21 protein-coding genes are annotated in these 25,383 nt (G+C 59.8%); 11 read left to right on the forward strand and 10 right to left on the reverse strand.

What is annotated here, in order from left to right:
* Positions 1 to 198: 198 nt before the first annotated feature.
* Positions 199 to 1,038 carry an isopenicillin N synthase family dioxygenase gene (locus ACY8FN_RS06975; RefSeq protein WP_463099567.1) on the reverse strand — a complete coding sequence of 280 codons (840 nt, stop codon included), beginning with the start codon at positions 1,036 to 1,038 and terminating at the stop codon, positions 199 to 201.
* Between the two features lie 206 nt (positions 1,039 to 1,244).
* Between ACY8FN_RS06975 and ACY8FN_RS06980 the strand changes: the two genes are divergently transcribed.
* On the forward strand, positions 1,245 to 1,808 hold the full coding sequence (locus tag ACY8FN_RS06980; RefSeq protein WP_463099568.1) for a DUF2799 domain-containing protein: 564 nt from the start codon (positions 1,245 to 1,247) through the stop codon (positions 1,806 to 1,808).
* A 51-nt stretch (positions 1,809 to 1,859) separates the two neighbouring features.
* On the opposite strand, the gene ACY8FN_RS06985 is transcribed toward ACY8FN_RS06980, so the two are convergent.
* A complete protein-coding gene (locus ACY8FN_RS06985) occupies positions 1,860 to 2,678 on the reverse strand; it encodes a Cof-type HAD-IIB family hydrolase (RefSeq protein ID WP_463099569.1) in 819 nt (272 codons plus the stop codon).
* Positions 2,679 to 3,178: 500 nt separating this feature from the next.
* Between ACY8FN_RS06985 and ACY8FN_RS06990 the strand changes: the two genes are divergently transcribed.
* Positions 3,179 to 3,655, forward strand: a complete 477-nt coding sequence (locus ACY8FN_RS06990) for an Lrp/AsnC family transcriptional regulator (protein ID WP_042023483.1) — start codon at positions 3,179 to 3,181, stop codon at positions 3,653 to 3,655.
* A gap of 171 nt (positions 3,656 to 3,826) precedes the next feature.
* Here the strand turns inward: ACY8FN_RS06990 and ACY8FN_RS06995 are convergent, their stop codons facing one another.
* Entirely contained in the window at positions 3,827 to 4,144 is a 318-nt protein-coding gene (locus ACY8FN_RS06995; RefSeq protein WP_101315666.1) for a hypothetical protein, read from the reverse strand.
* Positions 4,145 to 4,484: 340 nt separating this feature from the next.
* Between ACY8FN_RS06995 and ACY8FN_RS07000 the strand changes: the two genes are divergently transcribed.
* Together ACY8FN_RS07000 and chrA are read left to right on the forward strand one after the other, a co-directional pair.
* Entirely contained in the window at positions 4,485 to 4,949 is a 465-nt protein-coding gene (locus tag ACY8FN_RS07000) for a nucleotide triphosphate diphosphatase NUDT15 (protein ID WP_101325825.1), read from the forward strand.
* Between the two features lie 63 nt (positions 4,950 to 5,012).
* Entirely contained in the window at positions 5,013 to 6,167 is a 1,155-nt protein-coding gene (chrA, locus tag ACY8FN_RS07005; RefSeq protein ID WP_463099570.1) for a chromate efflux transporter, read from the forward strand.
* Positions 6,168 to 6,239: 72 nt separating this feature from the next.
* Here the strand turns inward: chrA and msrB are convergent, their stop codons facing one another.
* The 4 genes from msrB to malQ all read right to left on the reverse strand — a co-directional run bounded on the left by msrB (position 6,240) and on the right by malQ (position 13,300).
* On the reverse strand, positions 6,240 to 6,626 hold the full coding sequence (msrB, locus tag ACY8FN_RS07010; RefSeq protein ID WP_463099571.1) for a peptide-methionine (R)-S-oxide reductase MsrB: 387 nt from the start codon (positions 6,624 to 6,626) through the stop codon (positions 6,240 to 6,242).
* A gap of 68 nt (positions 6,627 to 6,694) precedes the next feature.
* Positions 6,695 to 8,851 (reverse strand): glycogen debranching protein GlgX, encoded by a 2,157-nt coding sequence (gene glgX / locus ACY8FN_RS07015; protein WP_463099572.1) that lies wholly within the window; start codon positions 8,849 to 8,851, stop codon positions 6,695 to 6,697.
* Positions 8,851 to 11,028, reverse strand: a complete 2,178-nt coding sequence (gene glgB, locus ACY8FN_RS07020) for a 1,4-alpha-glucan branching protein GlgB (protein ID WP_463099573.1) — start codon at positions 11,026 to 11,028, stop codon at positions 8,851 to 8,853. The genes glgX and glgB overlap by 1 nt, the downstream gene beginning before the upstream one ends.
* Before the next feature lie 82 nt (positions 11,029 to 11,110).
* Positions 11,111 to 13,300 (reverse strand): 4-alpha-glucanotransferase, encoded by a 2,190-nt coding sequence (malQ, locus tag ACY8FN_RS07025; RefSeq protein ID WP_463099574.1) that lies wholly within the window; start codon positions 13,298 to 13,300, stop codon positions 11,111 to 11,113.
* Between the two features lie 348 nt (positions 13,301 to 13,648).
* Between malQ and gap the strand changes: the two genes are divergently transcribed.
* Together gap and ACY8FN_RS07035 are read left to right on the forward strand one after the other, a co-directional pair.
* Positions 13,649 to 14,644, forward strand: coding sequence for a type I glyceraldehyde-3-phosphate dehydrogenase (gene gap, locus ACY8FN_RS07030; protein WP_463101136.1), 996 nt, complete (start codon positions 13,649 to 13,651; stop codon positions 14,642 to 14,644).
* An 85-nt stretch (positions 14,645 to 14,729) separates the two neighbouring features.
* A complete protein-coding gene (locus ACY8FN_RS07035) occupies positions 14,730 to 15,596 on the forward strand; it encodes a D-hexose-6-phosphate mutarotase (protein ID WP_463099575.1) in 867 nt (288 codons plus the stop codon).
* A gap of 70 nt (positions 15,597 to 15,666) precedes the next feature.
* Here ACY8FN_RS07035 and nadA read toward each other — a convergent pair whose 3' ends face one another.
* Complete coding sequence (gene nadA / locus ACY8FN_RS07040; protein WP_463099576.1) at positions 15,667 to 16,740, reverse strand: quinolinate synthase NadA; 1,074 nt, start codon at positions 16,738 to 16,740, stop codon at positions 15,667 to 15,669.
* A 139-nt stretch (positions 16,741 to 16,879) separates the two neighbouring features.
* Between nadA and ACY8FN_RS07045 the strand changes: the two genes are divergently transcribed.
* Positions 16,880 to 18,985, forward strand: a complete 2,106-nt coding sequence (locus tag ACY8FN_RS07045; protein ID WP_463099577.1) for a methyl-accepting chemotaxis protein — start codon at positions 16,880 to 16,882, stop codon at positions 18,983 to 18,985.
* Positions 18,986 to 19,053: 68 nt separating this feature from the next.
* Here the strand turns inward: ACY8FN_RS07045 and ACY8FN_RS07050 are convergent, their stop codons facing one another.
* Entirely contained in the window at positions 19,054 to 19,509 is a 456-nt protein-coding gene (locus ACY8FN_RS07050; RefSeq protein WP_463099578.1) for an NfeD family protein, read from the reverse strand.
* Entirely contained in the window at positions 19,506 to 20,429 is a 924-nt protein-coding gene (locus ACY8FN_RS07055; RefSeq protein WP_068977657.1) for an SPFH domain-containing protein, read from the reverse strand. The genes ACY8FN_RS07050 and ACY8FN_RS07055 overlap by 4 nt, the downstream gene beginning before the upstream one ends.
* Before the next feature lie 197 nt (positions 20,430 to 20,626).
* On the opposite strand from ACY8FN_RS07055, the gene cysG reads away from it, so the two are divergent.
* The 4 genes from cysG (at position 20,627) to cysC (ending at position 25,347) form a co-directional block, all read left to right on the forward strand.
* Positions 20,627 to 22,087, forward strand: a complete 1,461-nt coding sequence (gene cysG, locus ACY8FN_RS07060; protein ID WP_463099579.1) for a siroheme synthase CysG — start codon at positions 20,627 to 20,629, stop codon at positions 22,085 to 22,087.
* 72 nt (positions 22,088 to 22,159) lie between these two features.
* Positions 22,160 to 23,092 (forward strand): sulfate adenylyltransferase subunit CysD, encoded by a 933-nt coding sequence (gene cysD / locus ACY8FN_RS07065; RefSeq protein WP_463101137.1) that lies wholly within the window; start codon positions 22,160 to 22,162, stop codon positions 23,090 to 23,092.
* A gap of 12 nt (positions 23,093 to 23,104) precedes the next feature.
* Complete coding sequence (gene cysN / locus ACY8FN_RS07070; RefSeq protein WP_463099580.1) at positions 23,105 to 24,559, forward strand: sulfate adenylyltransferase subunit CysN; 1,455 nt, start codon at positions 23,105 to 23,107, stop codon at positions 24,557 to 24,559.
* Positions 24,560 to 24,753: 194 nt separating this feature from the next.
* On the forward strand, positions 24,754 to 25,347 hold the full coding sequence (cysC, locus tag ACY8FN_RS07075) for an adenylyl-sulfate kinase (protein WP_463099581.1): 594 nt from the start codon (positions 24,754 to 24,756) through the stop codon (positions 25,345 to 25,347).
* The last annotated feature ends 36 nt before the right edge of the window (positions 25,348 to 25,383 follow it).

Genomic DNA, 25,383 nt, shown 5'->3' on the forward strand with positions numbered 1-25,383 from the left:
GTGCCCCCCTTGGCAGGGGCAGAATGGCGCTCATGTTACGGAGGTCGCGGCGCAATCACTACGACGGTTATCAGACGTAAATGCGATTTATTGGCATGATTCGCTAATTTAATTCTGATTTTCGTCCTATCCTGCCAATAAATAAAAACCGGAGCGCTATTGCTCCGGTTTGGTCTCTGACAAGTGATCGTCTGCTGACTAGATCACCCCCAGCTCCCGCAGCCGCTCCATCAGGTAGCTGTGGGCGGTATGGCGCTCGGAGAGCACCACATCCGGCCGCGGATGGAGGAATAGCGGCAGCGAGATGCGCGACTTGCTGGCACTGCCCCCGGTCGGGTTGATGACGCGGTGGGTGGTGGAGGGGTAGTAGCCGCGAGAGGCCTCCTGCAGCATGTCGCCGATGTTGATGATGAGGGTGCCAAAGTCGCACGGCACATCCATCCACTCGCCATCAGAGCCCTTCACCTGCAGCCCCGGCTCGTTGGCGGCGGGCAGAATGGTGAGCAGGTTGATATCCTCATGGGCGGCGGCGCGAATGGCACCCGGCACCTCGGTGCCATCGAACGGCGGGTAGTGCAGCACTCGCAGCAGGGTCTTCTGGCTCTCTTCGATCATCGAGGAGAGGGGGCAACTGTAGTTGGCAGCAATATCGTCCGGGGTGTACTGCTCGACCCAGCCGAGCAGCTCGGCGGCCAGCCCGTTGGCTAGGCGGTAGTACTCCATCGCCTGCTCTTTCAGCTCGGCCGGCATCTGGCCCCAGGGGTAGAGGTGGAAGTACTCCTTGATGTCCTTCTGGCTATGGCCCTTGGCCACCTCGGATACCGACGGCGGAAAGTAGCCATCCTGAGTCTCGCGGTTGAACAGAAAATCCTGCTTCTGCTCGCTCATGAAAAAGCGATACCAATTGTCGTAGATGGACTGCACCAGCTCTTTCGGGATGGGGTGGTTGGTCAGCACGCCAAAGCCGGTGGTTCGCAGGGATTCGGTGAAGCGTTGGGCCGCATCGGGTGAGCGGTAATCGACGGTCAGGACTTGCATTGTTTTTGTTGCGCGCCAGTTAAAAGATGGCGCAGTTTACCTTGCAGCTGATAACAAGGAAAGCGGGTTGGCCACCCCGTCCGGCACGGTGGCGAATAGTGACAAACACATCAAAAAACGGAGCCAACCCGCGCGGGCGCCCATCCCTTGTTAAGGTCTTTTATCCTCTCTAGAATGCTGGTCACTATATTTTCCGGAGTCTGTTCATGTCCCCCAAAATCCTGTTGCTGACCCTGCCGGTATTGCTGGCGGGATGCAGCGCCCTGTCAGAAGATGAGTGCCGCACCATGAGCTGGTACAACCTGGGTTATCAGGATGGATCCCAGGGAAAAACCCGTCTGGCGACCCGCGACTACGTTTCGTCTTGCAGCGAGTTTGGCCTTCGTGTGGATGAAGCCGAGTGGAAACGGGGCTATGACAAGGGGCTGGAGCTTTACTGCATTCCCGAGCTGGCCTACAGCAAGGGCAAGGAGGGACAGGCCTATCTGGGGGTATGCCCCAACGATACCAGCTTCCTCAAGCAGTATCAGCGCGGCTATGAAGAGTACAAACTGGCTGGCCGCCTGCGGGAGATCAGCGACGAGCTGGAGCGTACCGAGCGGGATATCGATGGGCTCGAGCGTAGCATCCGCAACGAAACCAACACGGAACAGCGCGACTACTACCGCGCCAAGCGCGATCGTTCCATTCGCCACTACGAATCCCTGCGGCGGGAATATAACCGCCTGCGCTATCCGGATCGGGTGATCCAGTTCTCCTTCGGCGGTTAATCCCTCTCTTCATGGCCAGCCTGCGTGCTGGCCATGTTGCATCTTGTCAGATCAGGGCAGTACCCAGCGCTGCAACGCCAGTGCGATGCCATCCTCGTTGTGGTCGGCCGTGACCTGATGGGCATGGCGCTGGATCTGCGGGGCCGCATTGCCCATGGCCACCGCCAGCCCCACCTGTTCGAACATGCTGATGTCGTTGTTGTTGTCACCAAACGCCACCACCTGCTCCATCGCAATTCCTTCGCTGGCCGCCCACTGGGCCAGCCGGTTGCCCTTGCTGCAACCGGGTTGTACCAGCTCCACCGCATAGGGGGCCGCCCAGTCGCGGGTAAAGGGCATCTGCTCGACCACCTCGCCCATAAAGGTGTGCAGGCGCGCCGGATCCTGATTGAACAGCTCCAGCTTCCAGATCGGGTGCTTCAGCCAGCTGGCCAGATCGGCGGCGGGCAGTAGGGTGATCTTGAGGTGATCCGGCTGATTGGCCGCCCAGTGGCGGATGCGGGTCACATGCTCCTCGCAGCCGAGGTAGCCGATCCCGTCGCTCAGGTGAAACAGTGCCCCCATCTGCTGCGCTTTGACCGCGGCCAGCAGCTCGGTGAGCGGCGCAACCGCCAGCGGGTCGCCGCTGAGGATCCTGTTCTGCGCCGGATCATAGATATAGGCGCCATTGCTGCAGATGAGGGGGGTATCGAGGGCCAGCTCGTGGTGGAAGGGGCGCGCCGTCATGTAGTGGCGCCCCGTCACCAGCAGCACCTTGATGCCGTGGGCGCGAGCTTGCGCCAGTGCCGCCCGGGTTGCCGACGAGATCTGGTGATCCCGGGTCAGCAGGGTGCCATCCATATCCAGCGCGATGGCCTTGTACTCACTCATAGCTCCTCCTGAGGGGCGAACGGTGCGAGGTGGGATCGGGGTTGAAGCCTGTGCAATGAGCAGCAGTCCTCCATGTCGCCCTGAATAGTCATCGACAGAGGGGATTAAAGTCCCAAAACTATCAATAGCATGCAAGCACTCTGCGTCATGGTGCTGTGAGGTTGTGATCTGGCGCGGAGTTATGGCGAGTGGCTGGCAACCGCCAGAAACAACAAAGCAGGCGCCGGGATGCCTGCTTTGTTGCCTTCGGGGAGGGGGTTCTCTCGTTCCAGCCCGTCGTTGCCCGATAAGGTGAGACGGCTGATGGGGTGTGTGACCCGGTAAGGTCCTTCACCGCAGAGACCCGGTCAGGTATCTGCTTTGCCACCGGAAGATGTAACCATAGTATCCCTACCTCGCCGGTGAGTGGTTGCAAAGTAACCACTAATTTCGGTTGTTTTTGCAATAGTTCACCCTTAATCTAGGAAAAGTGGATTAGTCATTGCAACGAGGAAGGGTAAATGCTGAAACTTGATCGCATAGACAGACATATTCTCGAGCTGATGCAGGAGAATGGCCGCATCAGCAATCTGGAACTGGCCGAGCTGGTTGGGCTCTCGCCGTCCCCCTGCTCCCGCCGGGTCAAGGCGCTGGAGGATGCCGGTCTCATCGACACCCACGTTACCCTGCTCAACGCCCGCCAGCTTGGCCTCACCCTCACCGCTTACATTCACATCTCCATGGACAGACACACGCCGGAGCGGTTCGAAAGTTTCGATCGCGCCATCAAGGAGCTGCCCGAAGTGCTGGAGTGTGATCTCATCACCGGCAATGATGCCGACTACCAGCTCAAGGTGGTGGTGCGCGACATGGAGCACTACCAACACTTCCTGCTCGACAAGCTGACCCATATTCCGGGGGTGACCGGGGTGCGTTCCAGTTTCGTGCTGCGCCGTATCAAGCACAAGACCGCGCTGCCGCTAAACCATCTGGGTTGAGCCACCACGCGCGGGGCGGCGGCTGGTCTGGCGCGTGATTGGGTTAGACCGCCGCCACCGAACCCATCGGGTTGAGTCGTGCGCAAAGAGCGCAAATAGAAAGAGGAGGCCAGTGGCCTCCTCTTTCTATTTGCTAGCTGTCGTGGTAACTGCGAGCGGTGGCAGGTATGGTCAGACACTTACCTGACTGATGTCTGCCACTTGTAGCAGCCAGCCTGCCTGTTCTTGCTGCGGTTCACCGCTGACCCGCAGCCGCTCGCCGGTCGGCACCCACTGCCCTTCGGGCAGGGAGACCAGCAGGCTTTCGCTGCCGTTGTCGAATAACCAGCGATCTTCACCTCGCGCTTCAATCAGATAACCTTCCATCTCCACTCTGGACTCGGCTTGCCAGGATGGCGCAACGGAATCACGGCTCTCGATGAAATCCCCCTGAACACCAAAACTGGCTAGCCCCCACAGAATGGAGAGCCCGACCAATGATGTTTGCATCTTGTCTCTCCTCTTTTTTGGAACTGTGCTTTTGGAACTGCAGGACCAGTATGGGAACAGAAAACTGAGTGCACCATGAATAAGGTGGCAAAGTGCTGGCGAGATCGCGAAAAAAACCAGCAAGCTTGCAGCTGATGTCATTTTATGGCGCAGGGATCACACTTTTTGGCACGATTCGCCGCCGTTGGTTGAGTGCATAGGGTATTCAGCTGTCGCACTATGGATAGCCCACCCAGATTTGGGCTGCAGGGAGGTGAATGTCAGTCACGGGCCGCTTGTTGTAGTTGTGCAGCCGGCCTAAGGTAGGTCGCTTTGATACCACTGTTGAGGAGCTTGTCTGATGTCCACTCTCTATCCCCGTGTCGGGGTCGGCGTTATTTTAACCAACGGGCAGGGGCTGGTACTGCTTGGCAAACGCAAGGGGAGTCACGCCCCCTACTGGTCAATTCCCGGTGGCCATCTCGAACTGGGAGAGAGCTTTGAGTCGGCGGCGATCCGCGAGGTAGCCGAGGAGACGGGGCTTGAGATCCGTGCGCCCGAGGTGGTGGCGGTGACCAACAATCTGGAGACCTGGCGCGAGAGCGGGCTGCACTATATCTCGGTGACGCTGCACGCCCGGGCCGATGGGGCGCCGCAACTGCTGGAGCCGGAAAAGTGCGAAGGCTGGATCTGGTGCGATCCGCAGGATCTTCCTCAGCCCCATTTCGATGCCAGTCGCCAGTCCATCGCCTGCTGGCTGGCGGGACGCTGCTACTTGCCGAGTGATTTGCCAATGGTGTCGGCCGAATCAGCCGAATTGTCATAAAACGATCATTGGGCTGTCATATTATCCCCACTGGATATGTGATGAAGGGATGGGAGTGAGGTAATGGGACCGGTTTTTCTCCAGTTTTTGTGGCTCGGCTGTATCAGTTTTGGCGGCCCGGCCGCCCATATCGGCTACTTTCAGCGCACATTTGTCCAGCGGCTCGGTTGGCTGAGCCAGGCTGAGTTTGCCCGTCTGCTGGCGCTGTGCCAACTGCTGCCGGGGCCTGCCTCCAGCCAGCTCGGCTTTGCCATTGGCCGCCAGCGTGCCGGTCTGGGCGGGGCGCTGGCGGCCTTTATCGGCTTCACGCTTCCCTCTTTCCTGCTGTTACTGGCTGCCGCTATCGGTATCGGCCAGTTGGGAGCCAATCTGTGGCTTGATGCGGCCCTGCACGGCCTCAAGCTGCTGGCGCTCATCGTGGTCGCGGACGCGGTACTTACCATGAGCCGCCAATTCTGCGCCACCCTACTGACCCAGGGGATCATGGTGGCGACCGCCGCAGCACTCTGGTGGCTGCCCGGCCTGTTGACCCAGTTGCTGATGCTGGTGGGGGCCGCGCTGATCTGTGCTCGCTTGCTGGGTGGGGAGGGCGCAACGCACGCGGCCGTCGGGCAGCCAGGTCAGACCATGGCTCGTCAGCCCCATTGGCCGACCCTGCTGCTGTTTGCTGCACTTTTTGTCGGGCTGCCGTTGCTCGGTAGCCCGCTTGGCCAGCTGGTTGCCGACTTTTACCGGGCGGGAAGTCTGGTGTTTGGCGGTGGCCATGTGGTACTGCCGCTGCTACAGGAGAGTGTGGGCCACACCCTCAGCCAGCAGCAGTTTCTGACCGGCTACAGTCTGGCCCAGCTGGTGCCGGGCCCGATGTTTACCCTCGCCACTTATCTTGGTGCCCAGCTGCTGCCCGAGATGCCGCTGGTCGGGGCCTTGTTGGCGACCCTGGCGCTCTTTCTACCCGGTTTTCTGCTGCTGTGGGCGGTCGGCCCCTGTTGGCAACAGTGGCTGACCCGGCCTCGTCTGGCGGGAGCCGTCACCGGCATCAACGCCGCCGTGGTGGGATTGCTGCTGGCGGCCCTCTATCAACCGGTGTGGCAGAGCGCTGTGCTGGCGCCGACCGATCTGGCGCTGGCCGCCATCGGCTTCTATTGGTTGCGAGTGGTGAAATTGCCGGTGTTGGCACTGGCTGGTTTGCTGGTGGTGGCTGCCATCTTGCTGGCGTGAGCGCCGGGGAAACCGGATAAAAACGGCGCCTCCGTGATGGAGGCGCCGTTTTTATTGCGATGGGTCAGCCGTTCAGGCTTCGGGATCGAAATCCAGACTCAGGCTGTTGACGCAGTAGCGCTGGCCGGTCTCGGTCGGCCCGTCGGGGAAGACATGACCGAGGTGGGAGCCGCACTGGCGGCAGGTGATCTCCACCCGCTTCATGCCGTGGCTGCTGTCTTCGATGTAGTTCACCGTCCCCTCGATGGCCTTGTCAAATGATGGCCAGCCGCAGCCGGAATCAAACTTTGCTCCTGAGTGAAACAGCACGCTCTTGCAACAGACGCAGAGGTAGTCACCGCTCTTGCGATTGTGGAGCAGAGCGCCGCTGTAGGGGCGCTCGGTGCCCTTCTCCCAGCAAACGTGAAACTGCTCGGTACTCAGTTTGCTGCGCCACTGCTCCGGATTGTTACTGCTCATACCGACTCCTTGCCTTTCATAACGGCGCCCAGCATAGCGGCTCCGTAAAGCTGACTCCAGCATGCCTGTTATGCTTTGCCCGCATCTGTGATCGCTGTGGCAGGCTGGTCCGCACTGGATACAGGGATGAGTGCTGGCAGCGGTGGCTGGGCATCCACCGCCGTGCTGGCCAGCGCGACCCGCTCCAACAGCTTGAGAGAGTGGGCGCGACCGACCGCCACCTGCCGCTTGATGTCATCAGGCAGAAACGGCAGGCCATCGTTGGTCGCGGTGTCGATGGTCTGGATCCACTCCAGCCCTTCCCCCGGCGGTGGCAGGCGGAACTGGATATCGTAATCGCTGGCATTGAACAGCACGTACCAGCGCTCGCCGATACAGGTGATCATGCCGATATCCATGGCAAATGCCTGCCCCATAGGGGCGTGCCAATCCTGATCGGTGAGCTGGTGGCCATCCGGGTGATACCAGTTGACCTGATGGCAGCTGGGGGAAGCGCCGTTCCAGCTGTCATCGCTCAGTTGCAGGTTGGAGAAGACCCCCGATTCCGCCCGCAGCGCCATCATCTGCTGGGTGAAGGCAAACAGCCGCTCATCTTCTGGCCGCCATTGCCAGTTGACCCAGCTGATCTGGTTGTCCTGACAGTAGGCGTTGTTGTTGCCGAGCTGGCTGCGGCCCATTTCGTCCCCGGCCAGAAAATGGGGGGTTCCCTGAGAGAGCAGTAGCGTGGCGATCAAGTTGCGTTTTTGCTGTTGGCGCAGGCTGTTGACCCGCGGATCCAGGGTTGGCCCCTCCACCCCGTGGTTATGAGAGAGGTTGTTGCCGTGACCATCCCGATTATCTTCCCCGTTGGCCTGATTGTGGCGCTGGTTGTAGGAGACCAGATCTTCCAGCGTGAAGCCGTCGTGATAGCAGAGGTAGTTGACGCTGGTATGCGGGGATCGCCAATTCTTCGGAAAGATATCTCGCGAGCCCACCAGGCGGGTGGCAAAGTCCCCCATCTTGCCGGCATCACCACGCCAGAAGGCCCGCACCGTATCGCGATAGCGGTCGTTGATCTCCTGCCACTGGCTTGGAAATTGCCCAAGGCGGTAGCCGAAGGGCCCGATATCCCAGGGCTCGGCAATGAGCTTGACCTGCGACAGTAGCGGATCTGCCATGATCGCCTTGAAGAAGGCCCCCATGGGATCGAACTCACCCGCTTCCCGCGCCAGCGTCACCGCCAGATCGAAACGGAAACCATCCACCTGCATCTCGGTGACCCAGTAACGCAGCGCATCGAGCACCAGTCTAAGGGTATTGGGGTGATCCAGATTGACGCTGTTGCCACAGCCGGTGACGTTGGCGTGACGGGTGTAGTCGGGGCCGTGAGGGCCCGCTTCGAAGGCGAAGTAACCGGCGTTGTCGAATCCCTTGAACGACAAGGTGGGGCCATCGAAGCCAGAGGCGGCGGTGTGGTTGTAGACCACATCCAGGATCACCTCCAGCCCGGCCCGGTGCAGCTCGCGCACCATGGTTTTGAACTCGGTCACCGCCTCGTCATGCTTGGTGCTGTAGCGCGGCTCGGGGGCGAAGAAGGCGATAGGGTTGTAGCCCCAGTAGTTGGTCAGCCCCAGGCGTTCCAACCGTGGTTCCGACATGAAGGCGGCCACCGGCATCAACTGTACCGAGGTGATGCCGAGACTCTTCATGTGTTCGATCATTAGCGGATGGCTGACGCCCAGATAGGTGCCCTGCAGCGCCTTGGGGACCCCGGGGTGCTGTTTGGTAAAGCCCTTGACGTGAGCCTCATAGAGGATGGTGCGAGCATGGCTGATGCGGGGCTTGCCGATCCCCTGCCAGTCAAAGCTGTCATCCACCACCACTGACTTGGCAATCATGGCGGCACTGTCACCCTGATAGAGATCGTCATCCCAGTAGGTGGGGCGGCTGAGCGCTTTGGCATAAGGGTCGATCAGCAGCTTTTGCGGGTCGAACAGCATCCCCTCCTGGGGGATGCCATAAACCCGATAGCCGTAGCGCTGACCAGCCTGCAGGCCACGCACATAACCAAAGCGGTACTGACCCCGGCGGCCGGGGAGATCCATACGACCAACCTCTTGCTCCTGCTCGTCAAACAGGCAGAGTTCTACCTTGTCCGATTGGGGGGCCCAGACACAGAAGTGACAACCATCCTTATCAAGTTGAGTGCCCAGTGGGTGGCTCAACCCGGTTTCCATAACAAGCATCAAGACTCCTGTTTAATGAACAAGGTTGCCAGCGGCGGCAGATCCAGCACTATGCTGTGTGCCATCCCCTGCCAGGGGGTCGGCTCGGCAGCAAACACCAGACCCACATCATAGTTGCTGCCCCAGTAAAACTCGCTGTCGGTGTTGAGTACCACCCGATAGTAGCCAGCAGCCGGGACGCCGACCCGATATTCGAGACGGGGCACCGGGGTGAAGTTGGCCGCCACTACGATGGCCTGCTTGCCCTCTTTATCGGCCCGCAGCCAGGCAAAGATGCTGTTGTCGGCATCGTTGTGATCCAGCCAGCGGAAGCCGGTCTGCTCATAATCGGCCTGATACAAGGCAGGCTCATGACGGTAGAGGTGGTTAAGATCGCGGATCAACCGCTGCTGGCCACCGTGCTTGGGGAACTGCAGCAGGTGCCATGGCAGCTGGGCATCGTGGTTCCACTCGTTGCTTTGGGCGATTTCGGTGCCCATAAAGTTGAGTTTCTTGCCCGGGTGGGCATACATGAAGCCCATGTAAGCGCGCAAGTTGGCCGCCTGTTGCCACTCGTCGCCGGGCATCTTGTAAATCATCGAGTGTTTGCCGTGCACCACCTCATCGTGGGAGAGCGACAGAATGAAGTTCTCGTCATAGTGGTACACCATGGAGAAGGTCATGTCGTTGTGGTGATAACGGCGGTGGATCGGCTCTTTCTGCATATAGGTGAGGGTGTCGTGCATCCAGCCCATATTCCACTTGAAGCCAAAACCGAGGCCGCCGAGGAAGGTGGGGCGGGAGACACCGGCATAGGCGGTGGACTCTTCAGCGATGGTCATGGCGTGAGGATACTTGCTGTACACCTCTTCGTTGGTCCACTTGAGCAGGCTGACTGCTTCGTAGTTGTGGTTGCCCCCATCGACGTTCGGCACCCACTCGCCCTCATTGCGCGAATAATCGAGATAGAGCATGGAGGCGACAGCGTCTACCCGCAGGCCATCGATGTGGAACTTGTCGAGCCAGAACAGGGCACTGGCCACCAGAAACTGGCGGACATTGTTGCGGCCATAGTCATAGATGTAGGAGTTCCAGTCCGGATGCCAGCCACGGCGCGGGTCTTCATATTCATAAAGTGGCGTGCCATCGAAGCGAGCCAGTCCGTGGGCATCGGAGGGGAAGTGGGCGGGCACCCAGTCGAGGATGACGCCGATGCCAGCCTGGTGGCACTGATCAACGAAGTACTTGAAGTCGTCGGCGCTGCCATAGCGACTGGTGGGGGAGAACATGCCCACCGGCTGGTAGCCCCAGGAGCCGCTAAACGGGTGTTCGGAGATCGGTAGCAGCTCGATGTGGGTGTACTCCATCTCCTTGACGTAGGCCACCAGCTCTACCGCCAGCTCGCGCCAGCTCAGGCTGTCGCCATTGGGGTGGCGCTTCCAGGAGCCGATGTGCAGCTCGTAGATGGAAAGCGGCTGTTCCCGCTTGTCGTTGTGCTGGCTGGCAAGCCAGTCTGCATCCTGCCACTGATATTGCTGCTGGTCATAGACCACGGAAGCGAACGACGGGTACTGCTCGCAATAGAAACCGACCGGATCGCTCTTGTGCGGCAAGCGATGACCGGCAGGATCCTTGAGCTCGAACTTGTAGCGATCCCCCGCTTTCAGCCCCGGTACAAACAGTACCCAGTGACCGCAGAGGCTGCGTTGCATCGGGTGGCGGCGGCCATCCCAGAAGTTGAAGTCGCCGATCAGGCTCACCGCAGTGGCGCTAGGCGCATAGACCGCAAAACGCACCCCTTCGACCTGTTGACCGAGATGCTCCACGGTGCGCAATTGGGCACCAAGGGTGTGGTAGAGGTTTTCCGGTTGCGCGGTCAGCTCAGCAAGACCCGCCCAGGCGGCATCCTGAAATTGATAGGGGTCGATGACCTCGGTGGTGGCATCTTGGTAGCTGGCGAGCAGCTGATAGGGAAAGGGATTCTTGCGGCGGGTGAAAACAGTTTCAAAAAGGCCCGATTCATCGGAGGGTGCCAGAGTGGCAACAACTTTGCCTGATTTGAGGTCCTTGATGCGGACTTCGAGGGCATCAGGCAACCAGGCGGTCAGTTTGAGGCCGGGCCCAGCCGGATTGGCCTGCAGGCCTAGATGAGAGAAGGGATCGGAACAGCGGGCAGCAACCAAACGTTCAACGAGCATCGAGATTTCCTTTCATGACAGAGCATCCACTCCGGCCTGGGCCGGAGTGGATTTAGGTGAGTCAGCTGTGTTGCACAGTGGCTCAACGACTGGCCTCATCACGGGCTTGGCTCATTTTGCCAGCCAGTGCCTTGAGTGCCTCATTGGCAAAAATATCTTCCAGGTCAGCAGAGAGCTTGCGGCGCCAGTTAGGGTATTCGTAACTGGTGCCCGGCACGTTGACCGGTTTGTCCATCTCCAGCCAATCCTCCAGCTGGGTACTGAACAGGGCGCAACTACCGCGGGACATATGGAGCTGCAGACCGTGGTTGAGTTCGGTGTTCATACCGACCCAGTTCACGTCATGGCTGATGTGGTCAGAGATGACGTGATGCGCATGCAAGCTGTCGAGGATCCGCTGCTTGGCCTGATGGCGATCAGCATACAGCGTCTTCAAAACATCCTCATCTGGATATAAACCCAGTTGACGGCCCAGCGCCAAATCATCGCAATGCCAGAATCCCTTGAGGGTCGGCATGTCGTGAGTGGTCAGGGCTGACATCGCCTGCTCGGTGTAGTGGGCAGGAGAGATGAAGCCGCCATCCGCCTTGGCGCGCTCGAAGAAGAACACCTTGTAGGAGTGGACACCGTTCTCTTTCAGGGTCACATCGATCCCTTCCGGCACAGTGCCCAGATCCTCGCCGATCAGCAGGCACTGGTTGCGGTGGGATTCGAGGGCCAGAATGCCCAGCAGATCGTTGACCGGATAATAGATGTAGGCACCCTTGGCGGCAGATGCTCCGGGCGGTACCCACCACAGGCGCAGCAACGCCATCACGTGGTCGATGCGCAGCGCGCCGCAGGAGCGCATATTGGCACGGAACATCTCCACCATCGGTTGGTAGGCGGCTTCAAACAGCTGGTTCGGGTTCATCGGGGGCAGGCCCCAATTCTGACCCAGTGGCCCCAGCACATCAGGCGGCGCGCCGACCGAGGCTTTCGGGCAGTAGAGATCCTGGTTGGCCCAGATCTCGGTGGAGCCTTCAGAGACGCCAACCGCCAGATCCCGGTAGATCCCCATTACCATGCCAGCCGCCTTGGCGCGCGCATCGGCTTGCGCCAGCTGCTCATCGGCCAGGAACTGCAGGTATAGGTAGAAGTTCACATCTTGCTGATGCTCGGCCATCCAGGCGGCAACTGCGGGGTTGTGGTAATTGCGGAACGGTTCCGGCCATACCGGCCAGCCCCAGGCGTTGTCGCCCTTGGCATAGAAGTAGGCTTGCAGAGCATCAAATGCCGCTTGTTGTTGCAGGCTGTCGCCACCGGCGGCCACGAAGGCATCAAAGGCGGCCTGACGCTCGGCGCCAAGGCTTGCCTGATCGAACACCTGACGCAGCATGGCGAGTTTGGTCTGGATAACGCCGGTGTAATCGACGTTCTCCTGGGCGCGCAGCTCGGCCAGATGTTGCTGGAAGGCGGGGCTTGCCACTTCCGCTTTCAGGCGAGCGCTCTGCTGGAATTCAGGCACCGCTTCCACATTGATATAGGCGATGTTGAGCCAGCGACGGGAAGAGGGGCTGTAGGGGCTGGCGCTCTCCGGATTGGCCGGGTAGAGGGCGTGAATGGGGTTGAGGCCGACAAAGTGGGCACCCCAGGCGGCGGCTTTCTCGACCAGCTGGCCCAGATCGCTGAAATCACCGATGCCCCAGTTGTGGCGGCTGCGCAGGCAGTAGAGCTGCACGCTCGGGCCCCACACCTTGCGGCCATCGGCAATCGGGGCCTGCTTGTAGCAGGCTTGGGGGGCGACGATAAGGCGCATGGTAGCCAGCGGCTCGTCGTTGCCCTCTTCCAGCAGCACCAGCTGGTGATAACCCAGCTCAGGGGCCATCTCCAGCGTCACCTGATAGGCCTGGCACTCCATCTCTTCAAATTCGGCGACGCCGACCAGCTCACCCTCAATAGGGGTGAACTGACCGGACAGCACAGCACCCTGCTCCTGCTGGAGCTGCCAGATGAGGGCGTCGTTGACGAATTCGAGGGGGAGGCGGACCTCGAGGGTGACGGCGTCGCCGGTGCGAACCACCATCACAGGATCCAGCGCCCGCAGCCAGTGCTGGCGATGCTCCTCTTCCAGCTGCTGCACCAGTGCGGCCTCGTCATCGACGTGGTAACCCATGGCGCCCAGCATGGCGGCTTTGCTCTCTTCGGATACCTGGGCCGGATGGCCCCAGGCATCAACATATTCACTGGCAATGCCTTTTGCGGCAGCCAGCTGTTCAATCAGGGTGGTCATAGTTTGAGAATTCCCGCTGTGGATTCTATCTATACTATTTTGATTCATTTTTATGGGTTGGTATGTGAACAGTGGCTTTTGGGCCATGCTAAACCGCGCACATTTTTACATATCTCTGTGAATGGTTGTGTGACCGGGCAGGCACTATTGTGGATCTTTGTGCACGACCCCGTTATGACACTATTTTCATCAAAATATGGTAATCAGTTACATAAACAGAAAATTAATTTCACAGTTTTTCATGACGTAGCGCAATTTCAGACAGAAAGTTGGTTGACTCACCTGAGAGTTCTAGTAAATTTACAAACGGAATTTTCTTTAACTACTGAACAGTTAGGTAACAAAATTATGACTATCAAAGTAGGTATCAACGGTTTTGGCCGTATCGGTCGTTTCGTATTCCGTCTGGCTTGCGAGCGTGCAGACATCGAAGTTGTTGGTATCAACGACCTGATCGATGTTGACTACATGGCTTACATGCTGAAGTACGATTCAACTCACGGTCGTTTCAACGGTACCGTAGAAGTTAAAGACGGCAACCTGGTTGTAAACGGTAAAACCGTTCGCGTTACCGCCGTTCGTGACCCAGCTGAGCTGAAGTGGGGCGAAATCGGTGTTGACGTTGTTGCCGAAGCGACTGGTCTGTTCCTGGATGACGCCACTGCACGTAAGCACATCCAAGCTGGTGCCAAGAAAGTTGTTCTGACTGGCCCGTCCAAAGACGCTACCCCGATGTTCGTAATGGGTGTTAACGACGCGACCTACGCTGGCCAGGACATCGTTTCCAACGCTTCCTGCACCACCAACTGCCTGGCCCCGATCGCCAAGGTTCTGAACGATAACTTCGGTATCGTGTCTGGCCTGATGACCACAGTTCACGCTACCACTGCTACCCAGAAGACCGTTGATGGTCCGTCCGCCAAAGACTGGCGCGGTGGTCGTGGCGCTGGCCAGAACATCATCCCGTCCTCTACCGGTGCAGCTAAAGCTGTTGGCGTAGTTATCCCTGAGCTGAAAGGCCTGCTGACCGGTATGGCTTTCCGTGTTCCGACTCCGGACGTGTCTGTTGTTGACCTGACCGTTAACCTGCGTGACGATACTACTTACGAGCAGATCTGTGCAGCGATGAAAGCCGCTTCCGAAGGTTCCATGAAGGGCGTACTGGGCTACACCGAAGATCAAGTTGTTTCCAACGACTTCATCGGTGAGCGTCAGACCTCCGTATTCGATGCCAAAGCCGGTATCCAGCTGAACGGCAAGTTCGTTAAAGTTGTGTCCTGGTACGACAACGAAATGGGCTACTCCAGCAAAGTTCTGGACCTGATCGCTCACATCTCCAAGTAATTTGGGATGCGCAATCGCGTAGCTTAAAAAAGGCGGCCATTGGCCGCCTTTTTGTTTTTCGCTTCCCCTGATGACAGGAGTCCATATGCATACCATTCGTCCTCTGACCGCCAACTGCCAACTCGCCAACAACGCGGCCGGTCTGCCGGTTCTCACCATCAACAATGACTATGGCAAGGCAGAGATAAGTCTGTTTGGTGCTCATGTGCTGAGCTATCAGCGCCATGGTGAGCCCGCCTCCATCTGGCTGAGCGACAAGGCGGTGCTGGATGGCAGCAAGCCGATCCGTGGCGGTATCCCGCTCTGCTGGCCCTGGTTTGGCCCCGCGCCTGCGCGCGTCGGCAGTGGCAAGTCTTCCCATGGTTTCGCCCGTACCACCCTCTGGGAGCTGGACGGCGTGTCCGATCATGCTGATGGCACGCTCGTCCATCTCTCTCTGCGCGACAGCGATGCGACCCGCGCCCTGTGGGATCACGCCTTCGAGCTGGAGCTGGACGTGCTGGTGGGCAAAGAGCTCTCGCTGGTGCTGGCCACTCGCAACACCGGTGCCCAGCCGCTGACTTATAGCGGTGCGTTGCATACCTATCTCGCTATCAGCGCACCAGAAGCGGTGAGCGTGACCGGTCTGGGCGAGCCCTATGCCGACAAGCTGACCGGACAGGATGCCAAGCAGCAAGGTGCATTGACACTCAATGGCGCGCTGGATCGGGTCTACTGGCAGCCAGATGCGCTGGTTTGTGTCAAAGATGGCGATCGTGAGACCCGGGTAGTGAGCGGCCACCACGACAGCGTGGTGGTCTGGACCCCCTGGCTGGAAGGCGCCACTGCCATGGCCGACATGAGCGACGACGGTTATCGCACCATGTTGTGTGTCGAGGCTGCCATCGCTGGCGAGGCAGGGGTAACGGTTGCGCCGGATGAAGAGCACAGCTTCTCTACCGTGATCATCTAACTTCAGCCACATCCCATAAAACAAGAGGGCACCCATCGGGTGCCCTCTTTGCATCTCGTCATCGTTGCAATCAAGCGTTGCCTTGGGTCTTGAGCTTGAGTTCGGCGGCAAAGTTGAGCATCCGATCGAGGGGGATCAAGGCTTTCACCCGCAGTTCCTCATCTACATGGATCTCGTGCGGCTCAGCGCCATCGGTGAGGGCGGCTTTGATCGCCACCAGACCGTTCATCGCCATCCAGGGGCAGTGGGCACAGCTGCGGCAGGTAGCGCCATCGCCACCGGTCGGCGCTTCCACCATCTCTTTATCCGGGCAGGCCTGCTGCATCTTGTAGAAGATACCCCGGTCGGTCGCCACGATCAGCTTCTGCTGGGGCAGCTCTTTGGCCGCCTTGATCAGCTGGCTGGTGGAGCCCACGGCATCGGCCAGCTCGATCACCGAGGCGGGTGATTCCGGATGAACCAGCACGGCGGCGTCCGGATTTTGCTCTTTCAGCTCGCGCAGGGCGCGGGCCTTGAACTCGTCGTGGACGATGCAGTGGCCCTGCCAGCGCAGCATCTGGGCGCCGGTCTTCTTCTCGATGTAGGCACCCAAATGGCGATCCGGGCCCCAGATAATCTTGTGACCCTGACTATCGAGGTGTTCGACAATTTCCAGCGCGATGCTGGAGGTGACCACCCAGTCAGCCCGCGCCTTGACCGCAGCCGAGGTATTGGCATAGACCACCACGGTATGGTCGGGGTTGGCGTCACAAAAGGCCGAGAACTTATCGATAGGGCAGCCCAGATCGAGGGAACATTCAGCCTTCAGGGTCGGCATCAGTACCTGCTTATAGGGGCTCAGGATCTTGGAGGTCTCACCCATGAAGCGCACCCCGGCGACGATCAGGGTCTGTGCCTCATGATCCCGGCCAAAGCGGGCCATCTCCAGCGAATCCCCGACGAAGCCGCCGGTGGCTTCGGCCAGCGCCTGGATCTCGGGATCCGTGTAGTAGTGGGCTACCAGTACCGCCTTGCGCGTCTGGAGCAGCGCCTTGATGTCTGCGATCAAGGTCGTTTTCTGCTCGGTGCTCAGGGGAATAGGCTTGGCCGGAAAGGGGTAGTCCATCTCGACTACCGGCGGGACACTGCTCAGTGCATTGCTCATTGCGACTGTTCCATCAACGCTCGGGAAGGCGAAAATTATAACCAGAAGCCGACGACAAACCCATCACAAATCCGGTGAAGCGCAAGTGGGCGAATATACTCAGATAATTCGTTGTCACCCTGTCATAAGGAGTTGCCCCATGAAGCAACGTTCCCTCAAGTTCAAGTTGTTGTGCCTGACCATGGGACTGTTTCTGCTGACCGGGCTAGCCATGACCCTGTTGCAGTCGGCCTCCTTCAGTACCCTTCGTAGCATGGTGATGACCCAGACCAGCGATGCACTGGAAGAGGAGGTCTCCCGCAGCCTGCAGTATCAGGCGGAGCGCTATGCCATCCAGATCGCCTCGCTGATGCAGAACTCCTACCAAATTCCCCTGACCGTAGCCGCCCAGATTGAAGCCGGGATGGCCAAGCCGGAACTGCGGTTGTCGCGGCCGCAAGTCGAGTTGCTGCTCGGCAGCAGCCTGCAGCAGGCGAGCGGGATCAGCTCCATCTACGCCCAGTTTGAACCGGATGGTTATGACGGCGAGGATGGCAACTGGTTGGGCGGGGCCAGCCACTCGGTGGCAGGCAAGGGGAGTATGGAGATCTACTTCACCAAGGGCCAAGGGGGGGCGGTCACTCAGCAGCAGATTGATGCGGCAGCCAGCGAGGCCAAGTTTGATACCTCTCTCAACGAATTCGGCATTCGCAACAGCGAGTGGTATCTCTGTGGCCGTGAGACCCGCCAACCCTGCCTGATGGAGCCCTACCTCTTCGAGATAAGCCCGGGCAACAAGATGTTGATGACCAGTTTGACGGTGCCCGTGCTGCATGACGGCAAGTTTGTCGGGCTGGCCGGGGTGGATATGAACCTGCCCATCTTTCAGCAACTGGCTGAAAATCTTGGCAAGAGCCTCTATGACAACAAGGCCGATGTGACTCTGGTCAGCAAGATGGGGCTTATCGTGGGCAGCAACCGCTATGCCGACAAGCTGGGTCGTCCGCTCAAGGAGGTGGGCTTGACCCTGCCCACCGGGCAGCCGGTCAGTAGCGACAGTGATTTTATCCTGCAACAACCGATTCGTATCGAGGCAGCCAATGCCCAGTGGTGGCTGATGATCAAGGTGCCCAAGGCGCTGGCACTGAGCAAGGCGCACACCATCAGTGGCGAGCTGGGCGCTCTGCTGGAGGCGGGGCAGCGTCAGCAAGTATTTGCCATGGGCGGCATTACCTTGTTGGTGCTGGGGTTGCTGGTGTGGTTTATCCAGACCATCACTGCCCCCCTTTCGCAAATTAGCCGTCATGTGGGCCACCTCTCCAGCAATGAGGGGGACTTGACCCAGCAGATGGAGATCGATACCCATCAGGAGTTGATCGAGCTTGGCAGCCAGCTCAATGCCTTCCTCGGCAAATTGCGGGGCATGGTGCAAATGAGCAAGGGGATCGGCCAGCAGGTCTACCAGCAGGCGCGGGAGATGAAACACACCGCCGACACCATGCGCAACAGTCTGGATGAACAGAATCTGGAGCTGGAGAGCGTGGTGAGCGCCATGCACGAGATGAGTACCACGGCGGTCAGCGTGGCGGGTTATGCCGAGCAGGCGGCGCAGGAGTCGGAGTCTGCGACCCACCACATCAATACCGCCCAGCAGACCCTGAGCAACGCCCGTAACGAGATCCATACTCTGGTCAGCGATATGCATGAAGCGGACAAGGCGGTGGCGCTGGTGGCCCAGCGCAGCACCAATATCAGCCGGATCCTTGATGTGATCCGCGCCATTGCCGAGCAGACCAATCTGCTGGCCCTCAACGCCGCCATCGAGGCGGCGCGGGCGGGGGACATGGGGCGCGGTTTTGCGGTGGTGGCGGACGAAGTACGGGCGTTGGCGACCAAGACCCGGGAGTCGACCGACGAGATCGGTCAGCTGATCGGCAGCCTGCAGACCGAAGTGAGCAGCAGCCAGCGTCTGATGAATACCGGTATCGAGCGCTCTGCCACCACGGTGCAGGGCACCGAGCAGGCGTTCGAGGCGCTCAATCGGGTGGTGGCCCAGATCCAGCAGATCCACGACCACATCAGTCAGGTGGCTACTGCCGCCGAGCAGCAGAGTGCGGTGAGCGACACCATCAACCAGAACCTGATGCGGATCGGCGATACCGCCAACGTGATCGGGCAGGAGGCCAGCTCCAGCCATCAGCTGAGCGAGGCGCTGGAGCAAGCCGCCACGGCGCTGGCCAGCCAGCTCGACCGGCTGCGTACCTGAGTGGCAGCCAGAGAGACAAAAGCCCGCGAGCGATCGCGGGCTTTTTTATGGTTCGATGGCAACTGCCGTCAGTGGCGGGGTTCAACCAGCAGGATGTGGGAGTCGGCCCCCACTACCCTGACCTTGCTGCCCGCTGGCAGCGACTCTTCGCAGCGCACCGTCCAGACCGTATCGTCCAGATGTACCCGGCTGGTGCCTTGGGCGACATCATCCAGCAGGGTCAGCTCGCGGCCCATATAGCTCTGCATCCGCTCATTGATAGTGCTGGCGGCATCCTGACCCGAGTTGTCACGCTGGTGCTGCCAGCGCCACCAGGCCCAGGTGGTGAGCAGGGATTGCACCGCAAACAGCAGCAACTGCGCCTGCCAGCCGAAGGGCCAGACCAGCAGCAGCAGGCCCACTTCCAGCGCGGCGATGCCGGTCCAGAGCAGGAAGCCCACCGAGCCGAGCACCTCGATGGCCAGCAGAATGAAGCCGAGCCCCAGCCAGTGCCAGTGAGTCAGCCCCTCGAACAGGGCTGTCATGACTTGCTGCCCTTGCCATCTTTGTTGAACAGCTCGGCCATGCCTGCCACCGAGCCAATCAGGCTGCCTGCTTCGAGCGGCATCATGATGATCTTGCTGTTGGGGCCTTCACCTATGCGGGCCAGCGCTTCGGTATATTTCTGGGCCACGAAGTAGTTGATGGCCTGCATATCACCCTCGGCGATGGCTTTGGAGACCATATGGGTCGCCTTGGCTTCTGCCTCCGCTGCCCGCTCCCGCGCTTCGGCGGCGAGGAAGGCGGCCTGACGTTCACCTTCGGCTTTGAGGATTTGGGACTGCTTCTCCCCCTCGGCTTTCAGGATCTTGGACTGGCGCACCCCTTCGGCTTCCAGCACCTCGGCCCGTTTCTGGCGCTCGGCCTTCATCTGGGCGTTCATCGCTTCGACCAGTGCCAGCGGCGGGCGCACATCTTTAATCTCGATGCGGGTCACCTTGATGCCCCAGGGGGCGGTGGCGGCATCCATGGTGCGCAGCAGCTTCTCGTTGATGGTGTCGCGCTGGGAGAGCATCTCGTCCAGCTCCATGGCACCGAGCACGGTCCGCATGTTGGTCATGGTGAGATTGCGAATGGCGCTGGTGAGGTCGTTGACTTCATAGGCGGCTTTGCGAGCATCCACCACCTGCACGAAGCTGATGGCGTCGATGGTGACGTTGGCGTTGTCGCGGGAGATCACCTCTTGCGCCGGGATGTCCAGCACCTGTTCCATCATGATGATCTTGTGACCGACCCGATCCACATAGGGGATCAGCAAGTTAAGGCCGGGGGAGAGGGTGCGGGTGTAGCGGCCGAAGCGCTCCACGGTCCAGTTGTAGCCCTGTGGCACTATCTTGATGCCCGCGCTCAGGGTGACGATCACCAGGAACACGAAAATCCCTAGCACAATCAATGATTCATTCATCATTTAGCTCCTTATGAAACACAGCCCCTAGCCTATGGTGTGGCGTCAGGTACCACAAGTGACTTCACTCGCCTTTGTCGTGAATTGGCTTTGCTAATTACTTAAAAGCATTAAAAAGCATTTTTTATTATTTTGAGGGATAAGCTGCCCTGCCTATAGTCGCCCCATATTAGTCGTGTTCCGAGGGATGGGCCGAAATGGATTATTTACCTATGTTTGCCAAGTTGGAAGGCCGCCCGGTACTGCTGGTGGGCGGGGGCGAAGTGGCCCTGCGCAAGGCGCGCCTGCTGCTGGCGGCCGGTGCCCGGCTGACTATTGTCTCCCCGGAGCTTGAACCGGAATTTTCGGAATTTGCCGGTCGTATCACCCATCTGGCGGAACGCTTCACCCCGGCCCATCTGGCGGGTCAGATCCTGGTGGTGGCCGCCACCGACAGCCTCGAAGTCAACGCGCTGGTTTATCAAAGCGCCAACCAGCTGGGGCTGTTCGTCAATGTGGTGGATGATCCCAAACGCTCCAGCTTTATCTTCCCCTCGATCATCGATCGCTCGCCGCTGATGGTGGCAGTCTCCAGCGGCGGCAAGGCGCCGGTGCTGGTGCGCCTGCTGCGTGAGCGGCTGGAGAGCCTGCTGCCGCGCCATCTCGGCGGGCTGACCGAGCTCTCCGGTCGGGTTCGTGACAAGGCCAAGCGGGTGCTCTCATCCATCTCCGACCGTCGCCGCTTCTGGGAGCGCGCCTTTGCCTCCAACACCCTCGCCAGTCTGATTGAGAAAGAGGATTGGCAAGGTGCCGAGCAGTGGCTGAGCGATGGGCTCGACCATGCGAACAGCGAAGTGGGGGAAGTGGTGCTGGTGGGCGCGGGCCCCGGTGATCCGGGCCTGTTGACCCTCAAGGCACTGCAACAAATTCAACAAGCCGAAGTGGTGCTCTACGACCAGCTGGTCTCGCCTGAGATCCTCGATCTGGTGCGCCGTGACGCCACTCTGGTGTCGGTTGGCAAGAAGGCGGGCGCCCACAGCGTGCCGCAGGAGGAGACCAATCGCCTGCTGGTGGAATACGCCAAGGCGGGTAATCGGGTGGTGCGGCTGAAAGGGGGCGATCCCTTTATGTTTGGCCGTGGTGGCGAGGAGCTGGAAGTGCTGGCTGACGAAGGCATCCCCTTCTCGGTGGTGCCTGGCATCACGGCCGCCGCCGGTGCCACCGCCTATGCCGGTATTCCGCTCACTCACCGTGATTACGCCCAGAGCGCCGTCTTTATCACTGGGCATTGCAAGCAAAATGGCCAGAAAGAGGGCAAGGAGCCCGACTGGCAGCAGCTCGCTTCAACCAACCAGACTCTGGTGATCTACATGGGGCTGATGCGCTCCGAGCATATCCAGCAGCAGCTGGTGGATCACGGCCGAAGCCAAGCCACCCCCATCGCCATCATCGAGCGCGGCACCACATCCCGTCAGCGGGTGCTGACCGGCACGCTGGCCGATTTGGCCGAGCTGGCCAAACAGGCGGTGAGCCCGTCACTTATCGTCATCGGCGAAGTGGTTGCCCTGCGCGAGCGGCTCGCCTGGTTTGGAGAAAAAAGCGGGGAAAAGAGCGGCCAGCAGCTGCGCGCTAACCCGGATCTCGATGGCTGCGACCTCAAGCTGGTGCAGCTGGCCTGACCCAGACAGAGATATTTGATGCGGCTGCCGGTGCGGCCGCGCACTGAACCACCCAGCGCCCCGAGCAGGCGCATAAGCAATGACCCGAGGACCAACATGGACCGTGAAAGATTGACGCACTTGCAGCAGCTGGAAGCCGAGAGCATCCATATCATCCGCGAGGTGGCTGCCGAATTTGAAAACCCGGTGATGATGTACTCCATCGGCAAGGACTCCTCCGTCATGCTGCATCTGGCCCGCAAGGCCTTCTATCCGGGCAAGATCCCCTTCCCCTTGCTCCATGTCGATACCGACTGGAAGTTCAAGGAGATGATCAAGTTCCGCGACGAGACCGCCAAAAAGTACGAGCTGGATTTGATCGTCCACAAGAATCCGGAAGGGCTTGCCATGGGCATCAACCCCTTTGATCACGGTAGCGGCAAGCACACCGACATCATGAAGACCGAGGGGCTCAAGCAGGCGCTCAACAAATACGGTTTTGACGCCGCCTTTGGTGGCGCCCGCCGCGACGAGGAGAAGTCCCGTGCCAAGGAGCGGGTCTACTCCTTCCGTGACAAGTCTCACCGCTGGGATCCGAAGAACCAGCGTCCCGAGCTGTGGCGGGTTTACAACAGCCAGGTCAACAAGGGGGAGAGCATCCGGGTGTTCCCGCTCTCCAACTGGACCGAGCTCGATATCTGGCAATACATCTATCTCGAGAACATCGACATAGTGCCGCTCTACTTCGCTGCCCATCGTCCGGTGGTGGAGCGTAACGGCATCAAGATCATGGTGGATGACGATCGCATGCCGCTGAGCGCCGAGGATGAGGTGAAGCAGGAGCTGGTGCGCTTTCGCACCCTCGGCTGCTACCCGTTGACCGGGGCCATCGAGTCATCCGCCACCACCTTGCCGGAAATTATTGAAGAGATGCTGCTCACCACCTCGAGCGAGCGGCAAGGGCGGCTGATTGACCACGATCAGGCCGGCTCCATGGAGCAGAAGAAGCGTCAGGGATATTTCTAAGGAGTCGTCAGCATGAACAGCCATATTCAGACCGCCATCACCGAACAGGGCATCGAAGCCTATCTGCACGCCCAGCAGCACAAGAGTCTGCTGCGTTTTCTCACCTGCGGCAGCGTGGATGACGGCAAGAGCACCCTGATCGGTCGCCTGTTGCACGACTCCCAGCAGATTTATGAAGATCAGCTCAAAGCGCTGGAGTCCGATAGCCAGAAGCTCGGCACCACCGGCGAGAAGCTGGACTTGGCGCTCTTGGTAGACGGCCTGCAAGCCGAGCGCGAGCAGGGCATCACCATCGACGTGGCCTACCGCTATTTCTCGACCGCCAAGCGCAAATTTATCATCTCGGATACCCCGGGCCATGAGCAGTACACCCGCAACATGGCGACCGGCGCCTCCACCTGCGATCTGGCCATCATTCTGATCGACGCTCGCAAAGGCGTGTTGGATCAGACCCGCCGCCACAGCTTTATCGCGAGCCTGCTCGGCATCAAGCAGTTCGTGGTGGCGGTCAACAAGATGGATCTGGTGGAGTTCAGTCAGGAGGTGTTCGAGCGCATCAGTGCCGATTACCGCGAGTTTGCCAAGAAGCTCAGCGTCGATACCATCCAGATCGTGCCGGTCTCGGCGCTGGATGGCGACAACGTGGTCAACCAAAGCGACAAACTGGCTTGGTATCAGGGCGAAACCCTGCTGGCCCTGCTGGAGTCTGCGGATGTGATACAAAATGCGGAGCGCGAGCTGGAGCGTCATCCGGTGCGCCTGCCGGTGCAGTATGTGAACCGCCCCAACCTCGATTTTCGCGGCTTCGCGGGCACGCTGGCTTCAGGCATCCTGCGGGTGGGCGACCGGCTTGCAGTGCTGCCGTCCGGCAAAGAGAGCACGGTGACTCGCATCGTCACCTTCGACGGGGATCTGGAGTACGCCCTGCCGGGTCAGGCCATCACGGTCACCTTTGCCGACGAGATCGACATCAGCCGCGGCGACCTGCTGGTGGATGCCGCCAAGCAGCCGCAAGTGACCCAGAATGTGCTGGCCCATATCGTCTGGATGGGGGAGGAGTCCCTGCAACCGGGCCGGGTCTACGACGTCAAGCTGGCGACCAAGAAGAGTCGCGGTCAGGTGGAGGCCATCCGTCACCGCATCGAGATCAACAAGCTGGACGAACTGCCCGCCAGCGAGCTCAAGCTCAACGAGATCGGCCTGTGCGAGCTGAGCCTGACCGACCCGGTGGCGTTCGACCCGTATCGGGAGATCCGCGATACCGGCAGCTTTATCCTGATTGACCGGCTGACCAACGTCACCGTCGGCGCCGGCATGATAGTGGAAGGTCTGGCCGCTAAAGCGGTGACTCTTGCGGGTAAAGCAGGGCACTACAGCGAGTTTGAAATCGAGCTCAACGCGCTGGTACGCAAGCACTTCCCCCACTGGCAGGCGCTGGCCATCGGCAACGACAGCGACAAGCAATAGCGCCAGGTGCCCTCTCCCTTGGAGGGGGCAAATATTCCCTCTCCCTTTGGAAGAGGGGGTGAGGGGCCTGATCCCACCGAGAAAAGAGGGAGCAGGGAGTCAGTGTTCCCTCTCCCTCAGGGAGAGGGCTAGGGCGAGGGGGTCGTTGGCTCCTTCCCAATGTGGATGAGCCTGATGCCTCGCAAGGAGTTTGAATGAGTAATATCGTGTGGCACGACCATGCCGTGAACAAGGCAAGCCGGGCCGAATTGAAGAGGCAAAAGCCGCTGGTGATCTGGTTTACCGGGTTGTCGGGGGCAGGCAAATCGACCCTGGCGGGGGCGCTGGAACAGGCGCTGGCGGCAGAGGGTAAACACACCTATCTGCTGGATGGCGACAATGTGCGCCACGGCCTCTGTGGCGATCTCGGATTCGATGATGCTGCCCGTCAGGAGAATATCCGCCGGGTCGGCGAGGTGGCAAAGCTGATGGTGGATGCGGGCCTGATCGTGCTCACCGCCTTTATCTCGCCGTTTCGTGCCGAGCGGGAGCTGGTGCGCAATCTGTTGGGGGAAGGGGAGTTTGTCGAGGTGTTTGTCGATGCACCGCTCGCCGTCTGTGAAGAGCGCGACCCCAAGGGGCTCTATAAAAAAGCGCGGGCAGGGGAAATTCGCAATTTCACCGGCATCGACTCCGCCTATGAGGCGCCCGAGCAACCGGAAATTCATCTGCTGAATGCCGGTAAGCCGGTGGAAGTGTTGGTGGATGAGTTGCTGACTGCTCTAAGGCTGCGGGGATTGATCGACTGAGGTTGATTGTTAGCACCGAATATTGATAAACAAGGG

The sequence above is a fragment of the Aeromonas sp. 160P genome, assembly GCF_055193095.1.

What these genes read in the sequence shown, in the direction of transcription:
- ACY8FN_RS06975 (WP_463099567.1), bottom strand. Translation starts at nt 1,038, where the DNA reads ATGCAAGTCCTGACCGTCGATTACCGCTCACCCGATGCGGCCCAACGC.
- ACY8FN_RS06980 (WP_463099568.1), top strand. Translation starts at nt 1,245, where the DNA reads ATGTCCCCCAAAATCCTGTTGCTGACCCTGCCGGTATTGCTGGCGGGA.
- ACY8FN_RS06985 (WP_463099569.1), bottom strand. Translation starts at nt 2,678, where the DNA reads ATGAGTGAGTACAAGGCCATCGCGCTGGATATGGATGGCACCCTGCTG.
- ACY8FN_RS06990 (WP_042023483.1), top strand. Translation starts at nt 3,179, where the DNA reads ATGCTGAAACTTGATCGCATAGACAGACATATTCTCGAGCTGATGCAG.
- ACY8FN_RS06995 (WP_101315666.1), bottom strand. Translation starts at nt 4,144, where the DNA reads ATGCAAACATCATTGGTCGGGCTCTCCATTCTGTGGGGGCTAGCCAGT.
- ACY8FN_RS07000 (WP_101325825.1), top strand. Translation starts at nt 4,485, where the DNA reads ATGTCCACTCTCTATCCCCGTGTCGGGGTCGGCGTTATTTTAACCAAC.
- chrA (WP_463099570.1), top strand. Translation starts at nt 5,013, where the DNA reads ATGGGACCGGTTTTTCTCCAGTTTTTGTGGCTCGGCTGTATCAGTTTT.
- msrB (WP_463099571.1), bottom strand. Translation starts at nt 6,626, where the DNA reads ATGAGCAGTAACAATCCGGAGCAGTGGCGCAGCAAACTGAGTACCGAG.
- glgX (WP_463099572.1), bottom strand. Translation starts at nt 8,851, where the DNA reads ATGCTTGTTATGGAAACCGGGTTGAGCCACCCACTGGGCACTCAACTT.
- glgB (WP_463099573.1), bottom strand. Translation starts at nt 11,028, where the DNA reads ATGCTCGTTGAACGTTTGGTTGCTGCCCGCTGTTCCGATCCCTTCTCT.
- malQ (WP_463099574.1), bottom strand. Translation starts at nt 13,300, where the DNA reads ATGACCACCCTGATTGAACAGCTGGCTGCCGCAAAAGGCATTGCCAGT.
- gap (WP_463101136.1), top strand. Translation starts at nt 13,649, where the DNA reads ATGACTATCAAAGTAGGTATCAACGGTTTTGGCCGTATCGGTCGTTTC.
- ACY8FN_RS07035 (WP_463099575.1), top strand. Translation starts at nt 14,730, where the DNA reads ATGCATACCATTCGTCCTCTGACCGCCAACTGCCAACTCGCCAACAAC.
- nadA (WP_463099576.1), bottom strand. Translation starts at nt 16,740, where the DNA reads ATGAGCAATGCACTGAGCAGTGTCCCGCCGGTAGTCGAGATGGACTAC.
- ACY8FN_RS07045 (WP_463099577.1), top strand. Translation starts at nt 16,880, where the DNA reads ATGAAGCAACGTTCCCTCAAGTTCAAGTTGTTGTGCCTGACCATGGGA.
- ACY8FN_RS07050 (WP_463099578.1), bottom strand. Translation starts at nt 19,509, where the DNA reads ATGACAGCCCTGTTCGAGGGGCTGACTCACTGGCACTGGCTGGGGCTC.
- ACY8FN_RS07055 (WP_068977657.1), bottom strand. Translation starts at nt 20,429, where the DNA reads ATGAATGAATCATTGATTGTGCTAGGGATTTTCGTGTTCCTGGTGATC.
- cysG (WP_463099579.1), top strand. Translation starts at nt 20,627, where the DNA reads ATGGATTATTTACCTATGTTTGCCAAGTTGGAAGGCCGCCCGGTACTG.
- cysN (WP_463099580.1), top strand. Translation starts at nt 23,105, where the DNA reads ATGAACAGCCATATTCAGACCGCCATCACCGAACAGGGCATCGAAGCC.
- cysC (WP_463099581.1), top strand. Translation starts at nt 24,754, where the DNA reads ATGAGTAATATCGTGTGGCACGACCATGCCGTGAACAAGGCAAGCCGG.